This is a genomic window from Rhodococcus sp. OK519 (assembly GCF_003051005.1).
Classification (GTDB): Bacteria; Actinomycetota; Actinomycetes; order Mycobacteriales; family Mycobacteriaceae; genus Prescottella.
The window spans coordinates 25,385-44,284 of record NZ_QAOW01000012.1 but is presented as its reverse complement, the minus strand read 5'-3'; the positions used below and the strand labels follow the sequence as shown (position 1 = coordinate 44,284).

General features: G+C 67.9%; 20 protein-coding genes. 11 read left to right on the top strand and 9 right to left on the bottom strand.

Going from position 1 to position 18,900, the window contains the following annotated elements; all coding sequences use genetic code 11:
• Positions 1-315 precede the first annotated feature (315 nt).
• Together C8K36_RS22750 and C8K36_RS22745 are read right to left on the bottom strand one after the other, a co-directional pair.
• The gene (locus tag C8K36_RS22750; RefSeq protein ID WP_107987285.1) at positions 316-873 is read right to left on the bottom strand and encodes an SWIM zinc finger family protein; all 558 of its coding nucleotides are present in this window, start codon (positions 871-873) and stop codon (positions 316-318) included.
• On the bottom strand, positions 873-2,636 hold the full coding sequence (locus C8K36_RS22745; RefSeq protein WP_107987283.1) for a DEAD/DEAH box helicase: 1,764 nt from the start codon (positions 2,634-2,636) through the stop codon (positions 873-875). The genes C8K36_RS22750 and C8K36_RS22745 overlap by 1 nt, the downstream gene beginning before the upstream one ends.
• Before the next feature lie 121 nt (positions 2,637-2,757).
• Here C8K36_RS22745 and C8K36_RS22740 point away from each other — a divergent pair, with 121 nt between their 5' ends.
• The 7 genes from C8K36_RS22740 (at position 2,758) to C8K36_RS22710 (ending at position 9,413) form a co-directional block, all read left to right on the top strand.
• Positions 2,758-3,516 (top strand): TetR/AcrR family transcriptional regulator, encoded by a 759-nt coding sequence (locus C8K36_RS22740; protein ID WP_258195561.1) that lies wholly within the window; start codon positions 2,758-2,760, stop codon positions 3,514-3,516.
• A 113-nt stretch (positions 3,517-3,629) separates the two neighbouring features.
• Positions 3,630-5,105: a 2-hydroxymuconic semialdehyde dehydrogenase gene (locus tag C8K36_RS22735; protein WP_107987279.1), complete on the top strand. Its 1,476-nt coding sequence runs from the start codon at positions 3,630-3,632 to the stop codon at positions 5,103-5,105.
• Between the two features lie 14 nt (positions 5,106-5,119).
• Positions 5,120-5,914: a 4-oxalocrotonate decarboxylase gene (locus C8K36_RS22730; RefSeq protein ID WP_107987342.1), complete on the top strand. Its 795-nt coding sequence runs from the start codon at positions 5,120-5,122 to the stop codon at positions 5,912-5,914.
• Positions 5,911-6,378 (top strand): RidA family protein, encoded by a 468-nt coding sequence (locus C8K36_RS22725; RefSeq protein ID WP_107987277.1) that lies wholly within the window; start codon positions 5,911-5,913, stop codon positions 6,376-6,378. The genes C8K36_RS22730 and C8K36_RS22725 overlap by 4 nt, the downstream gene beginning before the upstream one ends.
• Positions 6,375-6,896: a 3-hydroxyanthranilate 3,4-dioxygenase gene (locus C8K36_RS22720; protein ID WP_107987275.1), complete on the top strand. Its 522-nt coding sequence runs from the start codon at positions 6,375-6,377 to the stop codon at positions 6,894-6,896. The genes C8K36_RS22725 and C8K36_RS22720 overlap by 4 nt, the downstream gene beginning before the upstream one ends.
• Position 6,897: 1 nt before the next feature.
• The gene (locus C8K36_RS22715) at positions 6,898-7,902 is read left to right on the top strand and encodes an amidohydrolase family protein (protein ID WP_107987273.1); all 1,005 of its coding nucleotides are present in this window, start codon (positions 6,898-6,900) and stop codon (positions 7,900-7,902) included.
• Positions 7,903-8,066: 164 nt separating this feature from the next.
• On the top strand, positions 8,067-9,413 hold the full coding sequence (locus tag C8K36_RS22710; protein ID WP_107987271.1) for an MFS transporter: 1,347 nt from the start codon (positions 8,067-8,069) through the stop codon (positions 9,411-9,413).
• Positions 9,414-9,470: 57 nt separating this feature from the next.
• On the opposite strand, the gene C8K36_RS22705 is transcribed toward C8K36_RS22710, so the two are convergent.
• From C8K36_RS22705 to C8K36_RS22685, 5 genes are all read right to left on the bottom strand, one after another.
• Positions 9,471-10,403 (bottom strand): LysR substrate-binding domain-containing protein, encoded by a 933-nt coding sequence (locus C8K36_RS22705; RefSeq protein WP_107987269.1) that lies wholly within the window; start codon positions 10,401-10,403, stop codon positions 9,471-9,473.
• A 97-nt stretch (positions 10,404-10,500) separates the two neighbouring features.
• Positions 10,501-11,358, bottom strand: a complete 858-nt coding sequence (locus C8K36_RS22700; RefSeq protein WP_107987267.1) for an alpha/beta hydrolase — start codon at positions 11,356-11,358, stop codon at positions 10,501-10,503.
• 160 nt (positions 11,359-11,518) lie between these two features.
• A complete protein-coding gene (locus tag C8K36_RS22695) occupies positions 11,519-12,193 on the bottom strand; it encodes a Crp/Fnr family transcriptional regulator (protein ID WP_107987265.1) in 675 nt (224 codons plus the stop codon).
• A gap of 209 nt (positions 12,194-12,402) precedes the next feature.
• Positions 12,403-13,440 carry a hypothetical protein gene (locus C8K36_RS22690; protein WP_107987263.1) on the bottom strand — a complete coding sequence of 346 codons (1,038 nt, stop codon included), beginning with the start codon at positions 13,438-13,440 and terminating at the stop codon, positions 12,403-12,405.
• A 164-nt stretch (positions 13,441-13,604) separates the two neighbouring features.
• Positions 13,605-13,859, bottom strand: a complete 255-nt coding sequence (locus tag C8K36_RS22685) for a hypothetical protein (RefSeq protein WP_107987261.1) — start codon at positions 13,857-13,859, stop codon at positions 13,605-13,607.
• Between the two features lie 175 nt (positions 13,860-14,034).
• Between C8K36_RS22685 and nth the strand changes: the two genes are divergently transcribed.
• The 4 genes from nth to marP are packed head-to-tail and all read left to right on the top strand — an operon-like array spanning position 14,035 to position 17,352.
• Complete coding sequence (gene nth, locus C8K36_RS22680; RefSeq protein ID WP_258195564.1) at positions 14,035-14,715, top strand: endonuclease III; 681 nt, start codon at positions 14,035-14,037, stop codon at positions 14,713-14,715.
• A gap of 5 nt (positions 14,716-14,720) precedes the next feature.
• A complete protein-coding gene (locus C8K36_RS22675) occupies positions 14,721-15,386 on the top strand; it encodes a TlpA disulfide reductase family protein (protein ID WP_107987257.1) in 666 nt (221 codons plus the stop codon).
• Positions 15,383-16,165, top strand: coding sequence for an NUDIX hydrolase (locus tag C8K36_RS22670; RefSeq protein ID WP_107987255.1), 783 nt, complete (start codon positions 15,383-15,385; stop codon positions 16,163-16,165). The genes C8K36_RS22675 and C8K36_RS22670 overlap by 4 nt, the downstream gene beginning before the upstream one ends.
• Positions 16,162-17,352: an acid resistance serine protease MarP gene (gene marP / locus C8K36_RS22665; RefSeq protein WP_107987253.1), complete on the top strand. Its 1,191-nt coding sequence runs from the start codon at positions 16,162-16,164 to the stop codon at positions 17,350-17,352. The genes C8K36_RS22670 and marP overlap by 4 nt, the downstream gene beginning before the upstream one ends.
• A gap of 28 nt (positions 17,353-17,380) precedes the next feature.
• Here marP and C8K36_RS22660 read toward each other — a convergent pair whose 3' ends face one another.
• Entirely contained in the window at positions 17,381-18,316 is a 936-nt protein-coding gene (locus C8K36_RS22660) for an alpha/beta fold hydrolase (protein ID WP_107987251.1), read from the bottom strand.
• Positions 18,317-18,335: 19 nt separating this feature from the next.
• Positions 18,336-18,857, bottom strand: a complete 522-nt coding sequence (locus C8K36_RS22655) for a phage holin family protein (RefSeq protein ID WP_107987249.1) — start codon at positions 18,855-18,857, stop codon at positions 18,336-18,338.
• Positions 18,858-18,900 lie beyond the last annotated feature (43 nt).

Genomic DNA, 18,900 nt, shown 5'->3' with positions numbered 1-18,900 from the left:
CTACCGGGTGGTCGGATCGGCCCGGTAAGGAAAACGCAGGGAAAAGGTAGTTGCAGGACATGCGGTGCTGGTGGCCGCAGACGGGGCGGTAGCGAGATCGCTGCTCCGGAACATCGGAAACACTCGACTGGGAGGTGGTGCACGGTCAGCTTCGACACGATCGCGTTCCGTCCGCCGAGGCGGGGAACAGGTAAGTGAATCCCCTAGGGCCCCGGCGCCGTACAGGCGCCGGGGCCCCGTCCATGTCTGCGCACCCAGGCCTTCCTTCGCAGCGGGACCTCGACGCCGAACGAGCGGCGAGCGTCATCGGACGGCTCAGCCCGACGCCCTCTCGAAGAAGGCCGCCGGATCGAGCTCGCTGACAGGTGTCCAACGCGCGGTCGGCGCCGGAGTGCCCGAATCATGCACTGCCGCAGTTGTATAGCCCTGGATCTCCAGGGCCATCTGGGGGCTTTCGTCCACGCGACGGGCGACTTCGTAGAGTACGGCGAGCAGGTGCAGGCAGGGCGCGGAACGCGCCGAACACGAGCAGTCGGTGTCCGCCAGGACGGGCGCGAGCGCGATACCAGCGGAGACGATGGCGCGGTGGGTGTCGTCGGTGAGCACGGTACTGTCCGGCGCGATCGCCGCAATACCGATGATCGACTCCCTGGTCAGCGGCGCCACCTCCAGTTGGGTCACGGACGCCTGACCTCCGCGGTGGATGGAGGCGCGCACGGTCCGCCCCTCGACGGTGGCCTGCACGAGATTGTTGCGTGCCAGGCTGCGGGCGCGGGGAAGCAGCAGGCGCGCCGGTCCGCTCTGCTGCAGCGGCTGGGCGAGGCGCACCCAGTCCCTGCCCCATGCGGTGTATCCGAATTCGTTGTCCGCCATCAGCTCTCCCTCTTGCGTCGAAGGATCTCGGTCAGTTGGTCGTCGTCGAGTCCCGCGAGCGCCGCGATGCCCGCCGTGTCACTGAGATCGGTGAGTGCGGCCTTGCGGTCGTGCATGCCCGCGATGTGCTCCTCGACGGTGGTGGTCGAGGTGAGAGTGGTGACGGTGACCGTGCGGGTCTGGCCGATCCGGTGTGCCCGGTCGGAGGCCTGCGCCTCGACTGCGGGATTCCACCAGCGGTCGAAGTGGATGACATCGGCGGCACGGGTCAGTGTCAGTCCGGTGCCGGCGGCGCGCAGGCTCAGGATCACCACCGGCGGTCCGTTCTCGGCCTGGAAGCGAGAGACGATGTCGGCGCGTTCGGCCTGGTTCAGTCCGCCGTGCAGGAATGGTGCCGTGATGGCGAACTGGTCGGCGAGATGACGCACGAGCAGTTCGCCTGTGCGTCGATACTGGGTGAACACCAGTGTCGGGCTGGCGGTTTCCAGATTGGTGGCCACGATGTCGGTGCACAGGTCGAGCTTTCCGGATCGGCCGGTCAGGGTTCCGAGTTCGCCGGTGACGAGCCCGGGATGATTGCAGACCTGCTTCAGTGAGGTCAGCACTGCCAGGATGCGCCCGTGGCGTTCGAATCCGGAACCGAATCCGTCGTCGACGGCCTCAGTGAGGAGCAGGTCGTAGAGTTCCTCCTGCTCGGCGGTGAGATCGCAGAGCAGGTCGTTGTGGATCTTCGGGGGCAGTGCCGCAGCTACCTGGCTCTTCCTGCGCGCGAGCACGATCGGTTCGATGGTGTCCCGCAGTCGGGCCGCGGCGGGGACCGAGCCTTCCTGGATCGGTTGGACGAACCGTCGTCGGAACTGTGCCCGGTGCCCGAGCACCCGGGGCGACACCAGGTGTATCAGCGCCCACAGCTCGTCGAGGTGGTTCTCGACCGGTGTTCCGGTCAGCGCGACCTTCGCTGCGCCGTTCAATGCCCGCGCGGCCTTCGAGGTCTGGGTGCGGGGGTTCTTCAGCGCCTGCGCCTCGTCGAAAACCACCGTGCTCCAGAGCTGTTCGGCCAGCATCTCGCCGTGCAAGCGCAAGGTCGGATATCCCACGATGACGACGGTTCCCGGTTCGACGGGGACCTCCCCGCCGCGCCACACTGTCGCGTGCAGCCCCGGCGCGAATCGCTCGATCTCGTGTGCCCAGTTCCCGACGAGCGAGGTCGGGCAGACCACGAGTTGCGGCTCGGCGTCCGCGCGGCCGAGTAGGAAGCCGATGGCCTGAACGGTCTTGCCGAGTCCCATTTCGTCGGCGAGCACTGCGCCGCCGTGCGCGGCGACGGTCTCCCTCAACCAGCCGATGCCGCGTGCCTGGTAGGGCCGCAGTTGCGCCCGCAGCGTCGAGCGGAGTTCCGATGTCACCGCCTCGGAGTCGTGCAGGACGCGAACGGCGTGTGCGGCCGATACGATCGCGGTGCCCGTAGCGTTCGGCACCGCGTGGGCCGCGACGGGAAGCGGTGGCCTCTCGGCGGTGGAAGCGGTGCGCGGGTCGCCGGCCGTGGCGCGGACCGCGTCCTGCCACTGCACCACGGACTCTCCCGCAGTGTCGAGCGTCAGTCCGACGAGGGCCGCGGTGTCCACGATCGTGGTGTCGACGTCGGCAACCTCGATCGCGCCGTCCGCGCCGACCGGGAGCGCGAGCGCGAGGGTTTCGCGGTCACCGAGGACGCGCGGCGCCGGGCCGGTGCCGCGGCCTGTCCATGTCCAGAGCGCGAACATGTGCCGATCCGGCAGGTAGGTGGCGTTTGTGCTGGGCAGAGGAGACCCCCGGAAGTAGCGTATGGTGTACGGAGTATCTCTGACAACGTACACCGCACTGGATTTGTTCCGAAGGGGCTCCGTGAGCGAGGAGATCAGCACCGAGCAGGCGAAACAGGTGGTCAACCTGTTGTGGCGGCACGAGCTTCCGCCGCAGCCCGCCCGGCGTGGTCCGAAGCAGACGGTCACTGTCGACGCGGTGGTCGCCGCGGCGATCGCGCTCGCCGACAGGGAGGGCTACTCGAGCGTCTCCATCCGCTCGGTCGCCACCGAGCTGGGCCTGCGGCCGATGAGTCTGTACACCTACGTCCCCAGCAAGGACGCGCTCACGATCCTCATGGTCGACGCCGTCGCCGACGAGGACGCCACCCCTATTCCGGGAAGGCTCGCACCGCGCGAACGGATGGTCGCCATCGCCCGTCAGGTCCGTGCCGAGCTGATCGCGCACCCCTGGCTCCTGGAGGTGCCGCCCTGGCGGCTCGTTCTCGGCCCCGGGCGCATGCGCCGATACGAACTGCAGCTCGCCGCGATCGAGGGCATCGGCCTGTCGGACGTCGCGATGGACCGGGTGATCGCGGTGCTGTCGGAGTTCGCCACCGGCAATGCCCGAGTGGCGGTCGCGGCGGCCGATGCCGCGCGGCACACGAGCGACGCCCAGTGGTGGGGGGTGCACGGGCCGTTGTTCGCCGCGGTCATGCCGCCGAGTCTGTTTCCGTTGTCGTCGCGGGTGGGCGCGACGGTCGGCGAGCTGTACCAGGCGCCCGCAGACCCGGACGGAGCGTTCGAGTACGGGCTCACCAAGCTGCTCGACGGGATCTCACGCGAGCTGTCCGCGGACTGACGGGCGGGCAACGTGTCCTCCCGGGCGCCTAACCGGCTCGTATGCCCATAAGGGTATGGGGAGAAGCTGATTTGGCATTTGTTCGGCATGGATTGGGGCTCGACCATTGAGCCATGACTTCAACCCTCGACGGCTGGATCCGCAACTTCGTCGACGGCACCTTCGTCGAACCCGACCCGCAGCGCGGATTCGATCAGATCGACCCTGCGACCGGGCGGGTCCTCGCCCAGGTCCACGAGGCCGATCAGGTACTGGTCGACCGGGCTGTGACCTCCGCGCGGCGCGCGCTCGACAACGGCTGGGCCGACACCCCGGTCCGCGAGCGCACCGCGCTGCTGCGTCGGGCCGCCGACCGCATCGAGGAGCGGTTCGAGGAATTCGTGGCCGCCGAGATGGCGGACACCGGCAAGCCGATCACGCAGGCCCGCGAACTCGACGTCGCCCGTGCCCTCACCAACTTCCGGACCTTCGCCGATGTCGCGGCCGCCGCCGGTCAGGAATCGTTCATGACCGATCTCGCCGGTGGACGGCAGGCGCTCAACTACGCCGTGCGCAAGCCACTCGGCGTGGTCGCGGTGATCGTGCCGTGGAACCTGCCGTTGCTGCTGCTCACCTGGAAGGTGGCGCCCGCGCTGGCGTGCGGCAACGCGGTGGTGGTCAAGCCGAGCGAGGAGACCCCCGCAACTGCGACGCTGCTCGCGGAAGTGCTCGCCGAGGTGGGCCTGCCCCCCGGTGTGTACAACGTGGTGCACGGCTTCGGTGGCAACTCCGCCGGTGAATACCTCACCACGCACCCGGGCATCGACGGCGTCACCTTCACCGGGTCGTCCGCGACCGGCTCTCATGTCATGAAAACCGTTGCGCCGCGAGTACGTCCGGTCTCGTTCGAGCTCGGCGGCAAGAACGCGGCCATCGTGTTCGACGACGTAGACCTCGACGAGGCGCTCACCGGGCTCACCAAGTCGGTCTTCACCAACACCGGACAGGTGTGCCTGTGCACCGAGCGGGTGTATGTGCACCGCTCCATCTTCGATGACGTCGCCGCGGGTCTGGCTGAACGAGCCCAGGGCTTGCGTCTCGGGGATCCGAACTCGGAGAGCACCACCACCGGGCCGCTGATCTCGCAGGCGCACCGCGACAAGGTGTTGAGCTTCTTCAAGATGGCCGAACAGTCGGGCGCGAACGTGCTCACCGGCGGTGGGATCCCGGACCTGGGCTCGAAGCTCGCGTTCGGCTCGTGGATCGAGCCCACGCTCTGGACCGGGTTGACCAACGACGACCCGGTGCTCCGCGAGGAGATCTTCGGGCCGGTGGCGGCGCTGGTGCCCTTCGATACCGAGGAGGAGGCAATCGCGCTCGCCAACGACACCAAGTACGGCCTCGCGGCGGCGGTGTGGACCAACGACCTCCGGCGCGGACACCGTGTCGCACAGAGGATGCGGGTCGGGATCTCGTGGGTCAACACGTGGTTCACACGCGAACTGCGCTCGCCCTTCGGAGGTGTCGGGCTCTCCGGTATCGGGCGGGAGGGCGGCGAATCCTCGTTGCACTTCTACACCGAACCGACCAACGTGTGTGTGGCGCTGTAACCCCTCGAGGAGTGATGACTGTGGCATCGAAGGCATCGAAGACATTGAACGGCAACGAGATCGAGGCGCTGGCGATCCGGCTCGACGAGGCGCAGACCGGGGTGCACGACACCCTCAGCCTCGCGGACGACGTCGACCTCGGCATCGACGACGCCTACCGGATCCAGGAAGTACTGGTCGGTCGGCGTCAGGAACGCGGTGAGTCCCTCGTCGGCGTCAAACTCGGATTCACCAGCAAGGCGAAGATGGCCCAGATGGGTGTCTCCGACGTGATCGTCGGCCGGCTTACCGATGCGATGTGCGTCGAGGACGGGGGCGAACTGGACCTGCACCGGTTCATCCACCCCAAGATCGAGCCCGAGATCGCGTACCGGCTGTCGCAGGACGTCGACCTCGACGACCCCACCGTCGATATCGAATCTTGTGTCGACGCCGTCGCTCCCGCGATGGAGATCATCGACTCCCGATACCGGGACTTCCGCTTCACGTACACCGACGTCGTCGCGGACAACACCTCTGCCGCCGCCTACGTGATCGGGCCGTGGCGGCCCGTGCGACCCGTAGGGGATCTCGCGGTGCGCCTCGCGGCGGGGGACGCGTCCGTCACCGGTTCGACCGCCGCGATCCTCGACGATCCCGTCAACGCATTGCACGCGCTGCTCGACATGAGCCGGCGCCGTCGCATCCCGCTGCGTGCCGGTGACGTCGTCCTCGCAGGCGCCGCGACCGCCGCGATCCCGCTCACCGCCGGTCTCGCGGAGTGCGAGATCGACGGACTCGGTCGTGTGACGGTGAAGGGAATCGCATGAGTGACAACGCATCCAAGGTGATCGAAACCCTCGCCACCCCGCGCGGGCGTTTCCCGCACGTGAAGGTGGTCGGCGACTTCGTCTACGTCTCGGGCACCAGTTCGCGTCGTCCGGACAACACGTTCGTCGGTGTCGAGGTCGACGAGATGGGCACCACCAACCTCGATATCCGGGCGCAGACGCGTGCGGTGATCGAGAACATCGCGGCGATCCTCGCCGAGGTCGGCGGTGACCTGAGCGACCTCGTCCAGGTCACGTCGTACCTTGTCTCGATGAACGACTTCGGCGGATACAACGAGGTGTATGCCGAGATGTTCGACGAGTTCGGCCCCACACGCACCACCGTTGCGGTGCACCAGCTTCCGCATCCGCACCTGCTCATCGAGATTCAGGGCGTGGCATACGTGCCCGCCGACCGACGCAGCAACCCCACCGTATCGGCAACCTCGGAGGACCACTCATGACCCGTATCCCGCCCGTCATCGACTTCCAGAAGTGGATCGCCGAGAACCGCCACCTGCTCGCGCCGCCGGTGAACAATCAGACGATGGCGCTCGGTGACGACTTCATCGTCCAGGTCGTCGGCGGCCCCAACCAGCGCACCGACTACCACCTCGACCCCTACGAGGAGTGGTTCTACCAGATCGAGGGCGACATCCACGTCGACGTCATGACCGAGGACGGCCCGCAACGAGTCCACATCCGTGAGGGTGAGACCTGGCTGCTTCCCGGCAATCTGCCGCATTCGCCGCAGCGTCCGACCGCCGGTTCGATCGGTCTGGTCATCGAGCGGGTCCGACGCGAGGGCACTCTCGAGAAGTTCCAGTGGTACTGCCTCGACTGCAACCACCTGATCCACGAGATCGAACTGCAGGTTCGCGACATCGTCGCCGACCTGCCTCCGGTGTTCGTCCAGTTCTACGAGGACGAGCAGGCGCGCACGTGCACCAACTGCGGCGCCCTGCATCCCGGAAAGGGCTGACGTGAGCGGCATCATCGACATTCACACCCACTACGTCCCCAAGGGGTGGCCGGATCTCACTGCGGACGCCGGGCCGCAGGCGCCGTGGCTCAAGGTGGAGAGCGAGTCGGAGGCCGTCATCATGATGGGCTCCAAAGAGTTCCGTCGGATCCAGTCCGACGCGTGGGACGCGGAGACCCGGCTGCGGGACATGGATGCGGACGGTGTCCGTACCCAGGTCGTCTCGCCGACACCGGCGTTCTTCAACTACGGACGCACCGGCGAGCAGGCGGCCCGCATCTCGCGGATCTTCAACGACCTCGCACTCGAGATCGTCGCGCCCGCTCCGGATCGGCTGATCCCGTTCTGCCAAGTTCCGCTCCAGGACGCCGATGCGGCGTGCCGCGAGGTCGAACGGTGCGCTGCCAATGGTCATCGCGGAGTCGAGATCGGCAACCATGTGGGCGACCGCGACCTCGACAGCGAGGGTGTGGTGACCTTCCTGCAGCACTGTGCCTCGCTCGACATCCCGGTGTTCGTCCACCCGTGGGACATGGACTCGTCGCCGCGTCTGGACCGGTGGATGGCGCAGTGGCTCACCGCGATGCCGGCCGAGACCCACCTGTCGATCCTCGCCCTGATCCTCGGCGGCGTCTTCGATCGCATCGACGAGCGCTTGAAGATCGGATTCGCACACGGCGGAGGATCTTTCGCGTTCTGGCTCGGCCGGATGGAGAATGCCTGGCATCGACGCAACGACATCATCGGCACGTCCGAGATGCCGCCGTCGCACTACCTCGGCCGCTTCTATGTGGACTCGGTGGTGTTCGACGACCGCGCCCTGCGTCTGCTTGTCGACACGGTCGGCGTCGATCGCGTGATGGTGGGCAGCGACTACCCGTACCCGCTGGGGGAGCGGCCGGTAGGCGAAGTGGTGCGCAAGAGCGAGTTCCTCGACGAGGCCTCACGCAGTCTGATCCAGCGCGGCAATGCCGAGCGTTTCCTCGGAATCTCCGACATCGCTTGAGGCATAGCCAAATTGAGATACCCAGCGGCCGATTCGGCATTTGTGAGTCATGTCTCACTCGTGCAGACTTCTTCTCACAAGCCCCAAGGGGCCGCTGGATTCTCTTGGCGAAGAGCGGATCTCGAATGTCCGCCCGCCTCCCCGACACCCGATAGGTATCTGCGATGACCGACAGCACGACACGAGGCCGGGGCGCCGCCCCCGTCGCGGCCGCGCGCAGCCGCGTCGCCATGGCGACCCTGGCCGGCACCACCCTCGAGTGGTACGACTTCTTCCTCTACGGCACCGCCGCCGCACTGATCTTCAACAAGCAGTTCTTCCCCGGACTCAGCCCTACTGCCGGAACGCTCGCCGCCTTCAGCACATTCGCGGTCGGGTTCATCGCCCGCCCGCTCGGTGGTCTCGTGTTCGGACACTTCGGCGACCGGATCGGGCGCAAGGCGACGCTCGTGGTCTCACTCGTGATGATGGGCATCGGGTCGACCCTGATCGGCCTCATTCCGAACTACGACGCGATCGGCGTGTGGGCCCCGATTCTGCTCGTCGCGATGCGCGTTGTGCAGGGCATCGGATTGGGCGGTGAGGGCGCCGGCGCGACGTTGATGTCGATGGAGCATGCGCCTGCCGGGAAGAAGAACCTCTATGCCGGCTTCCCCCAGATGGGCACGCCCGCCGGCCTGGTGCTCGCCAACGGTATCTTCCTCACCATCAGTTCGGTGATGTCGGACAGTGCATTCGCGTCGTGGGGCTGGCGCATCCCGTTCCTGCTGAGCTTCGTTCTCGTCGCCATCGGTCTGGTCATTCGACTGCGGGTCACCGAATCCCCGTCGTTCACCGGCATCGTCGCGAACAACGAGGTGTCGAAGTTCCCGCTCCGCGAGTCGCTGAAGGTCGGGTTCCCGCGCCTGTCGCTCACCCTGCTCGCCGTCCTCGCGAACTCTGCGGTGGCGTACGCCTTCATGGTGTTCTCGCTGTCGTACGGCAGCCAGCATCTCGGCTACGACAAGCAGTTCCTGATCCTGTGCGTGACCGCCGCGGCGGTGCTGTGGTTCGCATCGATTCCCGTGTGGACCAGGTTTGCCGACAAGCACGGCCGGCGCACGATGTTCATCGCCGGCTCGGCAGCGATCCTGGTGTGGTGCATCGTGTTCTTCCCGCTGCTCAACACCGAGAACTCGGTGATCGCCGTGATCGCGTTCCTCGGCATGGGCTTGATCGTGCCGGTCACGCACTGCGTGCAGGGCAGCATCATCGCCGACACGTTCCCGGCGAAGGTGCGCTACTCGGGATCGTCGCTGATCCTGCAGAGCGGCGCCATCCTGGGCGGCGGACTGGCACCGATGATCGCCACCGCACTGCTCGACGCCACCGGATCGTCCACCGGCGTCACCCTGTACCTCGCGATCGTGTGTGCGATCAGCCTCGTCGGCGCGATCGCCCTGTTCCGGGTGGTCCCGGACTCGTCGCGTGGTTTGCAGCACGAGGAGGCGCCGGTCGCCGTGCGCGCCTGATCTTGTCGGGGGAGCGGGAGCCGTCCACCATGGTGGACGGCTCCCGCTCGTCTTTGGTCAGGTGCGGTCGGGCGCGATCTCGGCCGCGAACTCGGCGAGAAAGTCCACCAGCGCCGAGGCAGACGGGCTCAGCGTCCGTCCCGCCGACAGCGTGATTCCGACGCTGTGGCCGATCGGATCCAAAGTGACCGGCAGCGTGGTGAGCCGGGCGTCGTCGCGGGGGATGAGGCTGGGCAGCACGGCCACCATGTCGGTCTCGAGCAGGAGTTGGCGCACCGTCAGGAACGACGTCGCCTCCACCCGGTTCTCCGGCAGGGACAGGCTGTTGCGGGCGAAGAACTCCTCCAACTCCCGGCGCAGCGCAGTCTCGACGCCGGGCAGGATCCACGGATACTCGGTGAGGTCGCTCAACTGCACACTCGGTCGGCCCGCGAGGGGATGGCCGCGCCGCGTCACGAGTTCCACCGACTCGGCGTACAGCGTGCGTCGCACGGCCATCTCGTCGGTGGGCGAAGTGAGGCGGCCGACGATGAGATCGATTCGTCCCGACTGCAGTTCGGTGAGCAGCATTTCCGGCGTGCCCTCCCGCACCACGACGGTGAGCAGCGGTCGCTCGGACTTGAGTCTGGCGATGGCCCCGGGCAGCAGGACGTTCGAGCCGGCGAGATGCGTTCCTACGACGACGGTTCCGCGATCGGCGTCCGCGAGTTCGACGACGTGCCGTCCCGCCTGGGTGAGCTGTGCGATCACCGCTCGGGCGTGGACAGTGAACGCCTCACCGAAGATCGTCGGGGTGATTCCACGCGGGCCCCGGTCATACAGGGAGACACCGAGAATCGACTCGATGTCGTGCAGGCTGCGCGTCGCGACCGGCTGTGTGACATGCAGGGCTGCGGCCGCCGCGACGACGCTGCCCTGACTGGTCAGTGCGTCGACGAGGAGCAGGTGGCGGAGCTTGAGGCGCCCGTCCAGCAGTTTGGGCATGTCCATGGAGGAATCCTAGCGACGTCCGTGACCCGCGTATACCGTCAGCGAATAGGTGGTTGCGAAGCGCAACCGTACTGCGGTGAAGCAGCTTTCGAGCCCGTCAGGATGTGCGTCCGAGGTCGGCGAACAGACCGAGCAGCGCGCGACTCAGCGCCGTGTCCGGATCGGCGAGATCGAGGAAGACGTCGTAGTGATTGCGGCCCGGGATCATCAGCAGTTCGCTCTCCGAGCGACGCGCCCACGCGTCGTGGAACATTCGGCTCTGTTCGAGGAACCCGACGCCGTCGTGCTCTGCGACCGCGACCACGGCACGCGGACCCACGCGGTCCGCCTGCAGCATCGGGCTCAGCGCGCTCGCACGCGTGTCGTCGAGGCCCAACCACTCGTTGGCGAACGAGTTCACGAGCGGGCGGATGTCGAACAGTCCGCTGATCGGCATCGCCGCCCGCACCACGTCGTCCGGGAGGTCGAGCGGGCCCTGCCAGCCGGGCACCATCGTCGTGGCAGTGAGATGGCCGCCGGCGGAACTGCCGCCCACGACGATCCGATTCGGGTCGAGGCCATGATCGGCACCGTGGTGGTACACCCACGCGACCGCCGCCCGCACCTGCCGGACGATCTCCTCGAGGGGAGTGTCGGGCGCGAGGCCGTAGTCGACCGAGACTGTGGCGATGCCCGCGGCGTCGAGCATGCGCGCCATGAACGCGGTGTGATGTCGGGACAGCGCTCGCCAGTAGCCGCCGTGGATCGCCACGAAGGCCGGTCGTAGGCCGCTCCCGGTTCCCCAGACGTCGAGGCACTCGATGCTGTCCGGGTCGTATCGCAGATCGGCGAAACCGTCGAGGCCGTCGACGGCCTCCCGTGAACGCCGCCGGTACTCCTCGATGGTCGCGTCGAACAGTTCGGGGGAGATGGTGTTGCGGACGTTGTAGTCCGCGTCGATCTGCGCGTCGGTCACCGTCCCATCCTCTGGGGCGCACCGAATGCCTGTCGAATGCGAAATTCGAGTTGAGATATACCTTTATTGGCATATCGGATCGTTCGATCAACGACGAAGCCGTCCGATCCCGGAGGGGATCGGACGGCTTCGAGTCGTTCGGTGCTGCCGCCGGAGGCGATCAGCGAGCGCGACGCGCCAGACGCTCCGAGTCGGAGATCAGTACGCTCTTGCCCTCGAGGCGCAGCCAGCCGCGGTGCGCGAAGTCGGCCAGCGCCTTGTTGACGGTCTCGCGGGACGCGCCGACGAGCTGCGCGATCTCTTCCTGCGTGAGGTCGTGCGTCACGCGGAGCGAGCCGGCCTCCTGGGTGCCGAAGCGCTGCGCGAGCTGCAGCAGCGCCTTCGCGACACGACCGGGAACGTCGGTGAAGATGAGGTCTGCGAGGTTGTTGTTGGTGCGGCGCAGGCGACGGGCCAGCACGCGCAGCAGCTGCTCCGCGATCTCCGGGCGCTGGTCGATCCACGACTTGAGGGCGTCGCGGTCCATCTGCACCGCGCGCACCTCGGTGACCGTGGTCGCGGTGGAGGTACGCGGACCCGGGTCGAAGATGGACAGCTCGCCGAACATGTCGGACGGGCCCATGATGGTCAGCAGGTTTTCGCGTCCGTCCGGGGAGCGGCGGCCGAGCTTCACCTTGCCGGACACGATGATGTAGAGACGGTCGCCCGGCTCACCCTCGTTGAAGATGACGTGCCCGCGCGGGAAATCGACGGGCTGCAGCTGCTTGACCAGCGCAGCCACCGCCGAGGGCTCGACTCCTTGGAAGATGCCGGCTCTGGCCAGGACCTCGTCCACGTGCGCTCCTTTGGGAAAAACTGTTCATCGATGCAAATTGCTGCACATGACGGGGGTCTCATGCAACGAGTACGCAAACAAAGTCTACTTGCCGCGCCTGTGTGACGAGTCACGGACACCACAGTGAGTTCTGCGAGTTCGTGTCGATGTCGTGTCGACGGACCCGGCGAGAGTCTCCAGACCGAGCCTACGGGGGCTCTCGGACGTCGTCATGGCTCTGCATCTTTTTCTCGATCGGCGTCCTGTCGTCGCTCGACCTCCCTGCGTCCGTAGGTGGCGCGGAGGATCTCGGTGCGGTCCGAGGTCGTGGATCCGACCGCGCCCGCCGCAATCCCCAGCGAGGCGGCGAGCCATGCGAGCTTGACGTAGGTCGCGAGGGTCGCGGGCGCGCCGAGCTGCTCCGCAAGATAATCGTCGGGCACCACGACGACGGCCGCGAGCAGCACCGCGAGGAGAAGTAGCCCGTACATGCAGATCGCCCCCGCCACGACGGTGCCGAGGGTGGCGGAGTTGTACAGCACTCGGTCCGCTCGGGTGCTCCGAAAATTCGGTCGCTCCCACAGTCCGTTGGGCACGATCAGCCAGGTGCTGATGGCCATCAGGACGGCCAGCGTCACCAGCGTCAGTCGGGCGACTGTCATCGATGCCGCCATCTGCCAGATGCTCGCGTAGAAGACGCCGAACGCGGACGCTGCGCTCGCGGCGCCGAAGGCCCCCGACAGCGCCGGGATGAGACGCCAAGGGCGGTTGCCCCGCACCATCCCGGCAACCAGTCGGACCCGGCCGAGTGGGGAGGTCGACAGGAGACTTCTGACCCCGTCTTCGGCGTTGGTCCAGCGCGTTCCTGCTGGGGTCGGCATCGACGATCCGGTTCCGATGAGACACGGCAGCATGTCTGCGGCGGTGCGTAGCAGCCGGCGGGCCGTGCCGAGAACTCCGAACGACGGCGTGTAGAACACGCACATCCTGTCGCGGAAGACCTCCGCCACAACGGATCGGGAAGACAGTCTTCGCGGCATCTCCGAGACGACGAGCACCAGGTCGAAGCGGTGGTGCAGGACGTCCCACCACTCGTCCAGTGCGGGTGAGCCGTCGCGGGCCGGTGGGAGAGGGAGCGCGATCATCTCGACCTCGATCTCGGCGGGTCGGTCGGTCGAGCACGCGCGCAGCAGTTCGGGCAGACGAGCGGTGAGGATCTGCGCCAGGTGCGTCGAGAAGCCGGGATCGGCGACCACACCGACGATCACGACGCCGTCTCTCGGGACGGGCGTCGAGAACTCAGCCGCGCGAGCACCCAGTGGCCATGCGTGGCGATCGGTGGAGCGTTGGTTTCGGTCACAAGACCGCGGATACCCCGCGGGAGCGAAAACCTACCGTCGGTGGGGTGTGGACGCGGCGCGGTCGCCGTGCGTCAGCTGGCGCGCCGCGCGGGGATGTCCTCGTCGCCGTCGTGGCTGCGCCGCCGACGCCGGTTGAAACGGGCCAGTGCGTGCGGGAAGCCGTCGGAGGCGAGTGTCGCGACTTCCGACTGGCTCGCCTGGTCGAGGAACTCCTCGACCTCCTGCTCGCGGACAGTGAGTCGGCGGAGACGGAACTCGACGCGCTCCATGGCCAGTGCGAACAGCATCAGCAGCACAGGAAACAGCACCACAGCCAGACCTTGCATAACCGGAAGTAAACACAACGAAGGTCTCAGAAGCGACACGGTCCGGAATCCGATCGGACGCCGAGTCCGTAGAGTTGTCGGGGTGCATGCGACCTCAGCCGGCGGCCCGAAACCGGACGTAGAACCCGCCACGGGGGGTGAGTCCCGACTGGCGCTGGTGCGCCGGGCCCGGCGCATGAACCGCCGCCTGAAGGACGCGTTTCCCCACGTCTACTGCGAGCTGGACTTCACCACACCGCTCGAACTGACCGTCGCGACCATCCTGTCGGCGCAATGCACGGATGTGCGCGTCAACCAGGTAACTCCCGCACTGTTCGCCCGCTATCGCGACGCCCGCGCCTACGCCGAGGCCGACCGCGTGGAGCTCGAGGAGTACATCAGGTCGACCGGTTTCTACCGCAACAAGGCGAACTCGATCATCGGTCTCGGGCAGGCACTGCTCGAGCGCTACGACGGCGAGGTGCCGAACAAACTGAAGGACCTCGTGACGTTGCCGGGTGTCGGTCGCAAGACGGCCAACGTCGTCCTCGGTAACGCGTTCGGCGTGCCGGGAATCACAGTCGATACCCATTTCGGACGGCTCGTCCGGCGGTGGAAGTGGACCGAGGAGACCGACCCCGTCAAGGTCGAGCATGCGATCGGTGAGCTCATCGAGCGCAAGGAATGGACCGACCTGTCGCACCGCGTGATCTTCCACGGCCGACGGGTGTGTCATGCCCGCAAGCCCGCGTGCGGGGTGTGCGTGCTCGCGAAGGACTGCCCGTCGTACGGCACCGGGCCCACGGACAAGGTCGCGGCGGCCGCCCTCGTGAAGGGGCCCGAGACCGAGCATCTTCTCGAACTGGCAGGTATGTGAGCGGTATGCGGATGTCGAGTGGCGCGCGATGGAGCCTGGTCGCGCTCGTGGTGGTGGTGGGGCTGATCGTGGCAATCTGGCCGCGCGGAGGCGACGAACCCGTCGACGTCGGGACCTACCCCGGCGCCGACCGTCCGGCGTCGCAGGAACGGCGTGTCGCGGACACTCCCGAGGCGCTCGCGGCGGCGCGGGCCGACGCCGCACTGGAACCGTGTCCCGCACCGGGCGGTCCCGCGCCGGAGTCGTCGGTGCTCAGCGGGATCACGCTCGAATGCGTCGGCGACGGGAGTCGCGTCGACCTCGCGGCCGCGGTGGCCGACAAGCCGGTCCTGCTCAACCTGTGGGCCTACTGGTGTGGGCCGTGCCGGGAAGAACTGCCGTATCTGCAGCAGTACGCGGATCGGGCGGGTGACGCGGTTACCGTACTGACGGTGCACACCGATCCCAACGAGGCGAACGCTCTTGCCCGTCTCGCCGAGTACGACGTCCACCTGCCCGGCGTCCAGGACGGGTCGGCGCGCGTGCAGGCCGCCGTCGGATCCCCCGCGGTGCTGCCGGTGTCGGTGTTGATCCGCCCCGACGGCGCGGTCGCCAAGATCCTGCCGCAGCCGTTCCGCAGCGTCGACGAGATCGCCGACGTCGTCGAGCAGTACCTCGGCGTCGCCACATGAGCTTCCGGTCGCACCCACTGAATCCCACGGCCGCCCCTGAGTGGCTGCGCGCGGTCACGCACACCCCGCCCGCCGACCCCAACCGCGTCAATCCGGTCCTGAACCGGCGCTCGCCCAAGGGCGCAGCCGTGCGGCCCGCGTCGGTGCTGGTGCTGTTCGGTGGATCGTTCGAATCCGATCCGCTCGCCGTCGGCGGCCTGCCCGCCGACGCCGACGTGCTGCTGACCCAGCGGGCGTCGACGATGCGGCAGCACAGCGGCCAGGTCGCGTTCCCCGGCGGCGCCGCCGATCCCGAGGACGACGGTCCGGTCGACACCGCACTGCGCGAGGCAGAGGAGGAGACCGGGCTCGAGCGCGGCGGCGTGCAGCCGCTCGTGACACTGCCCGAGATCTTCATCCCGCCGTCCGGGTTCGACGTCACTCCGGTTCTCGCCTACTGGCGCGATCCCAGCCCCGTGGGCGTGGTCGACGCGGCGGAGGCCGAACGCGTTGTCCGGGTGCCGGTGCGCGACCTGATCGACCCCGACAACCGGTTCCAGGTCCGGCATCGCGCCGGCTATGAGGGACCGGCGTTCGAGGTCGACGGAATGCTCGTGTGGGGCTTCACCGCCGGTGTGCTCGCGGGACTGTTCGCGGTGTCCGGGTGGGAACTCGAGTGGGACCACCACGACATCCGGGACCTCGACGTCACGCTCACCCGGGTTGCCACCGGCGTGGACGAGAACGATGTCACCAGCGACTTCGGGCACCGCCCGGCAAGGGAGATGGGGGAGCGTTGAGCGGATCCGGATGGATCGACCTGGCCGTGGTCCTGATCGCGTTGCTGGCCGCCTCCTCGGGCTGGCGGCAGGGCGCGGTCGCGTCGGCGCTCGCGTTCCTCGGCGTCGTGCTCGGCGCGGTCGCGGGCATCCTCATCGCGCCGCACGTGCTGGTGCACGTCGACGAGGGACGGGCCCGGGTGCTCGCCGGTATCGCGCTGATCGTGGTCCTGGTCGTGATCGGCGAGGTCGCGGGCATGGTGCTGGGCCGGGCCGCGCGGAGTGGCATGCACAGCCCGGTCGCGCGTTCGGTCGACAGTGTCGTCGGCGCCGGCCTGCAGTTGACGGCGGTCCTGGTCGCGGCGTGGCTGCTCGCGATCCCGCTCACCACCTCGACACAGACCAACGTGGCAACCGCGGTCCGCGGTTCGAAGGTGCTCAACACCGTCGACGACGTCGCCCCGGACTGGTTACGTCAGGTCCCGAGCGAGTTCTCGGCACTGCTCGACACATCCGGCCTGCCCGACGTCATCGGTCCGTTCGGACGCACACCCATCACGAATGTGGAGGCCCCCGACGCCAGCGTCCTCGCGAGCCCGGTGGCGCAGCAGCTGCAGTCGAGCGTCCTGCGGATCCGCGGGGCGGCGCCGAGCTGTCAGAAGGCGCTCGAGGGATCAGGGTTCGTCGTCGGCCGCGAACGGGTCATGACCAACGCGCATGTCGTGGCGGGTACGTCGTCGGTCACCGTCGACACTGCCGCGGGACCGCTCGACGCGAGTGTCGTCGTGTTCGATCCGGCGGTCGACGTCGCGGTGCTCGCCGTCCCCGGCCTCAACGCGGAGGCGCTGCAGTTCGCCCCGGAGAAGGCGCGCACCGGTGACAGCGCGATCGTGCTGGGCTACCCGGGCGGTGGCCCGTACACGGCCAGCGCGGCCCGCATCCGTGAGGTGCTGGATCTGCGCGGCCCCGACATCTACCGCTCCGGCAACGTCGAGCGCGAGGTGTACACGGTCCGCGGATCGATCCGTCAGGGCAACTCGGGTGGACCGCTGGTCGACGAGCAGGGGCGTGTCCTCGGCGTCGTGTTCGGTGCCGCCGTCGACGACAGCGACACCGGATTCGTCCTCACCGCGGACGAGGTGTCCCGCCAGCTCGAGCAGGCGGGGCAGGCCCGCGTCGCGGTCGGCACGGGCGTCTGCATCGCCTGACCCGGACGGGAGGTGTCCCGCACCGGTGTCAGCGTGATGCGAGGGCGAAGCGCAGCAACTGCGCCGTCACCTCGTCCGGTGCCTCTTGGTGCGCGAAGTGACCCACCCCGGGGATCGAGTGCAACTGCTGCCCGGGTGCGTGACGGATGGACCGCTCGACGGTACTGGTCAGCACGTAGGGGTCGAGATCGCCGTGGATCTGCAGGACGGGAATCCGCAGTGTGTGGTCCATCGCGGTCATGAATCGGTGACCGTCGGGGCGGAACTGGCTGCGGAACGCCCATCGCTGATACTCCAGCGCGGAGTGCGCGACGCCCGGGATTCGGATCGCCGAACGCAGGCGCCGCACCACCTCGGGGAACTCGTCGGACTGCACCCAGGCGGGTCCGGATCGGGCCCGCAGCAGCCGCTCGACCTCGGCACCCTCGGAGCGCAGGAGATGGCGCTCAGGACGCCACGGAACCTGGTGGCGGATGAACGTCGGCAGCAGTGCCGCCCGCTGGCGACGGTCCCGCAGCACTGATTCCTTCAGGGCCATCGGGTGCGGCGAACTGACCAGGCCGATGGACCGTACGAGCCGCGGATGCAGCAGCGCTGTCGCCCAGCAGACCAGTCCGCCGTCGGCGTGACCGATCAGGGTCGCATCGGTGTGCCCCATCGAGCGGATCAGGCCGGCGATGTCGCCGGCGAGGGTCCAGCCGTCGTAGCCGCGAGGCGGGGTGTCGGTGTCGCCGTAGCCGCGCAGGTCGACCGCGACGGTTCGGAAACCGGAGTCGGCCAGCGCGGTCAACTGGTGCCGCCACGACCACCAGAAGTCGGCGAAGCCGTGCAACAGCACGACGAGTGGGGCGTCGGAGTGGGAGGGCCCGGCCTCGGCCGCGTGGATGCGGATGCCGTTGGCGTGGAAGTCCCGGTGGGTCCACGGTCCGTCGAAACGGACCGTGGACGGATCTGGCTGTGTCACTTGTCTGGCCACGACAGGGTCAGCGCGCGGTGCCCGTTCCGGTGCCCAGCGGGGAGCCTGCCTCCGGATGCTGACCGGGCAGCACCGTGGCGGCCTGCTTGAGGGAGTCGATGGTCTTGTTCGGTGCTCGGAGCTTGCGCACCCGCAGGTAACCGAGCAGCGCGAGGACGCCGGTGACGACGAGCATCAGCACGAACACGATCAGGAACGAGGCCCACCGATCGAGCCACACGCTGAGGAGTTCGGCGAGGAAGAAGAAGAAGAAGAACGCGCTGAAGATCAGCACGGAGAGCGCCAGGATGAAGAACAGGCTGCCCTGCAGGCCCTTCTTGACCTCGCTGGTCACCTCGGACTTCGCGAGCTCCACCTCAGCGCGGAAGAGCGTCGAGACCTGTGCGGTCGCGTCGCGCACCAGTGTGCCGATCGACGCCGTCTCCGGATTGTGGGGATCGGAGAGGGGGATCGAGGAGATCGTCGTCGGAACCCCGTCGCCCGCCCGGCTGCCGTTGCCGGTGACTCCACTGCCGCTGGTGACACTCACTTCTCGACCCCTCCAGGTAGCTCTGACGCGCTGGTAGCTGCGA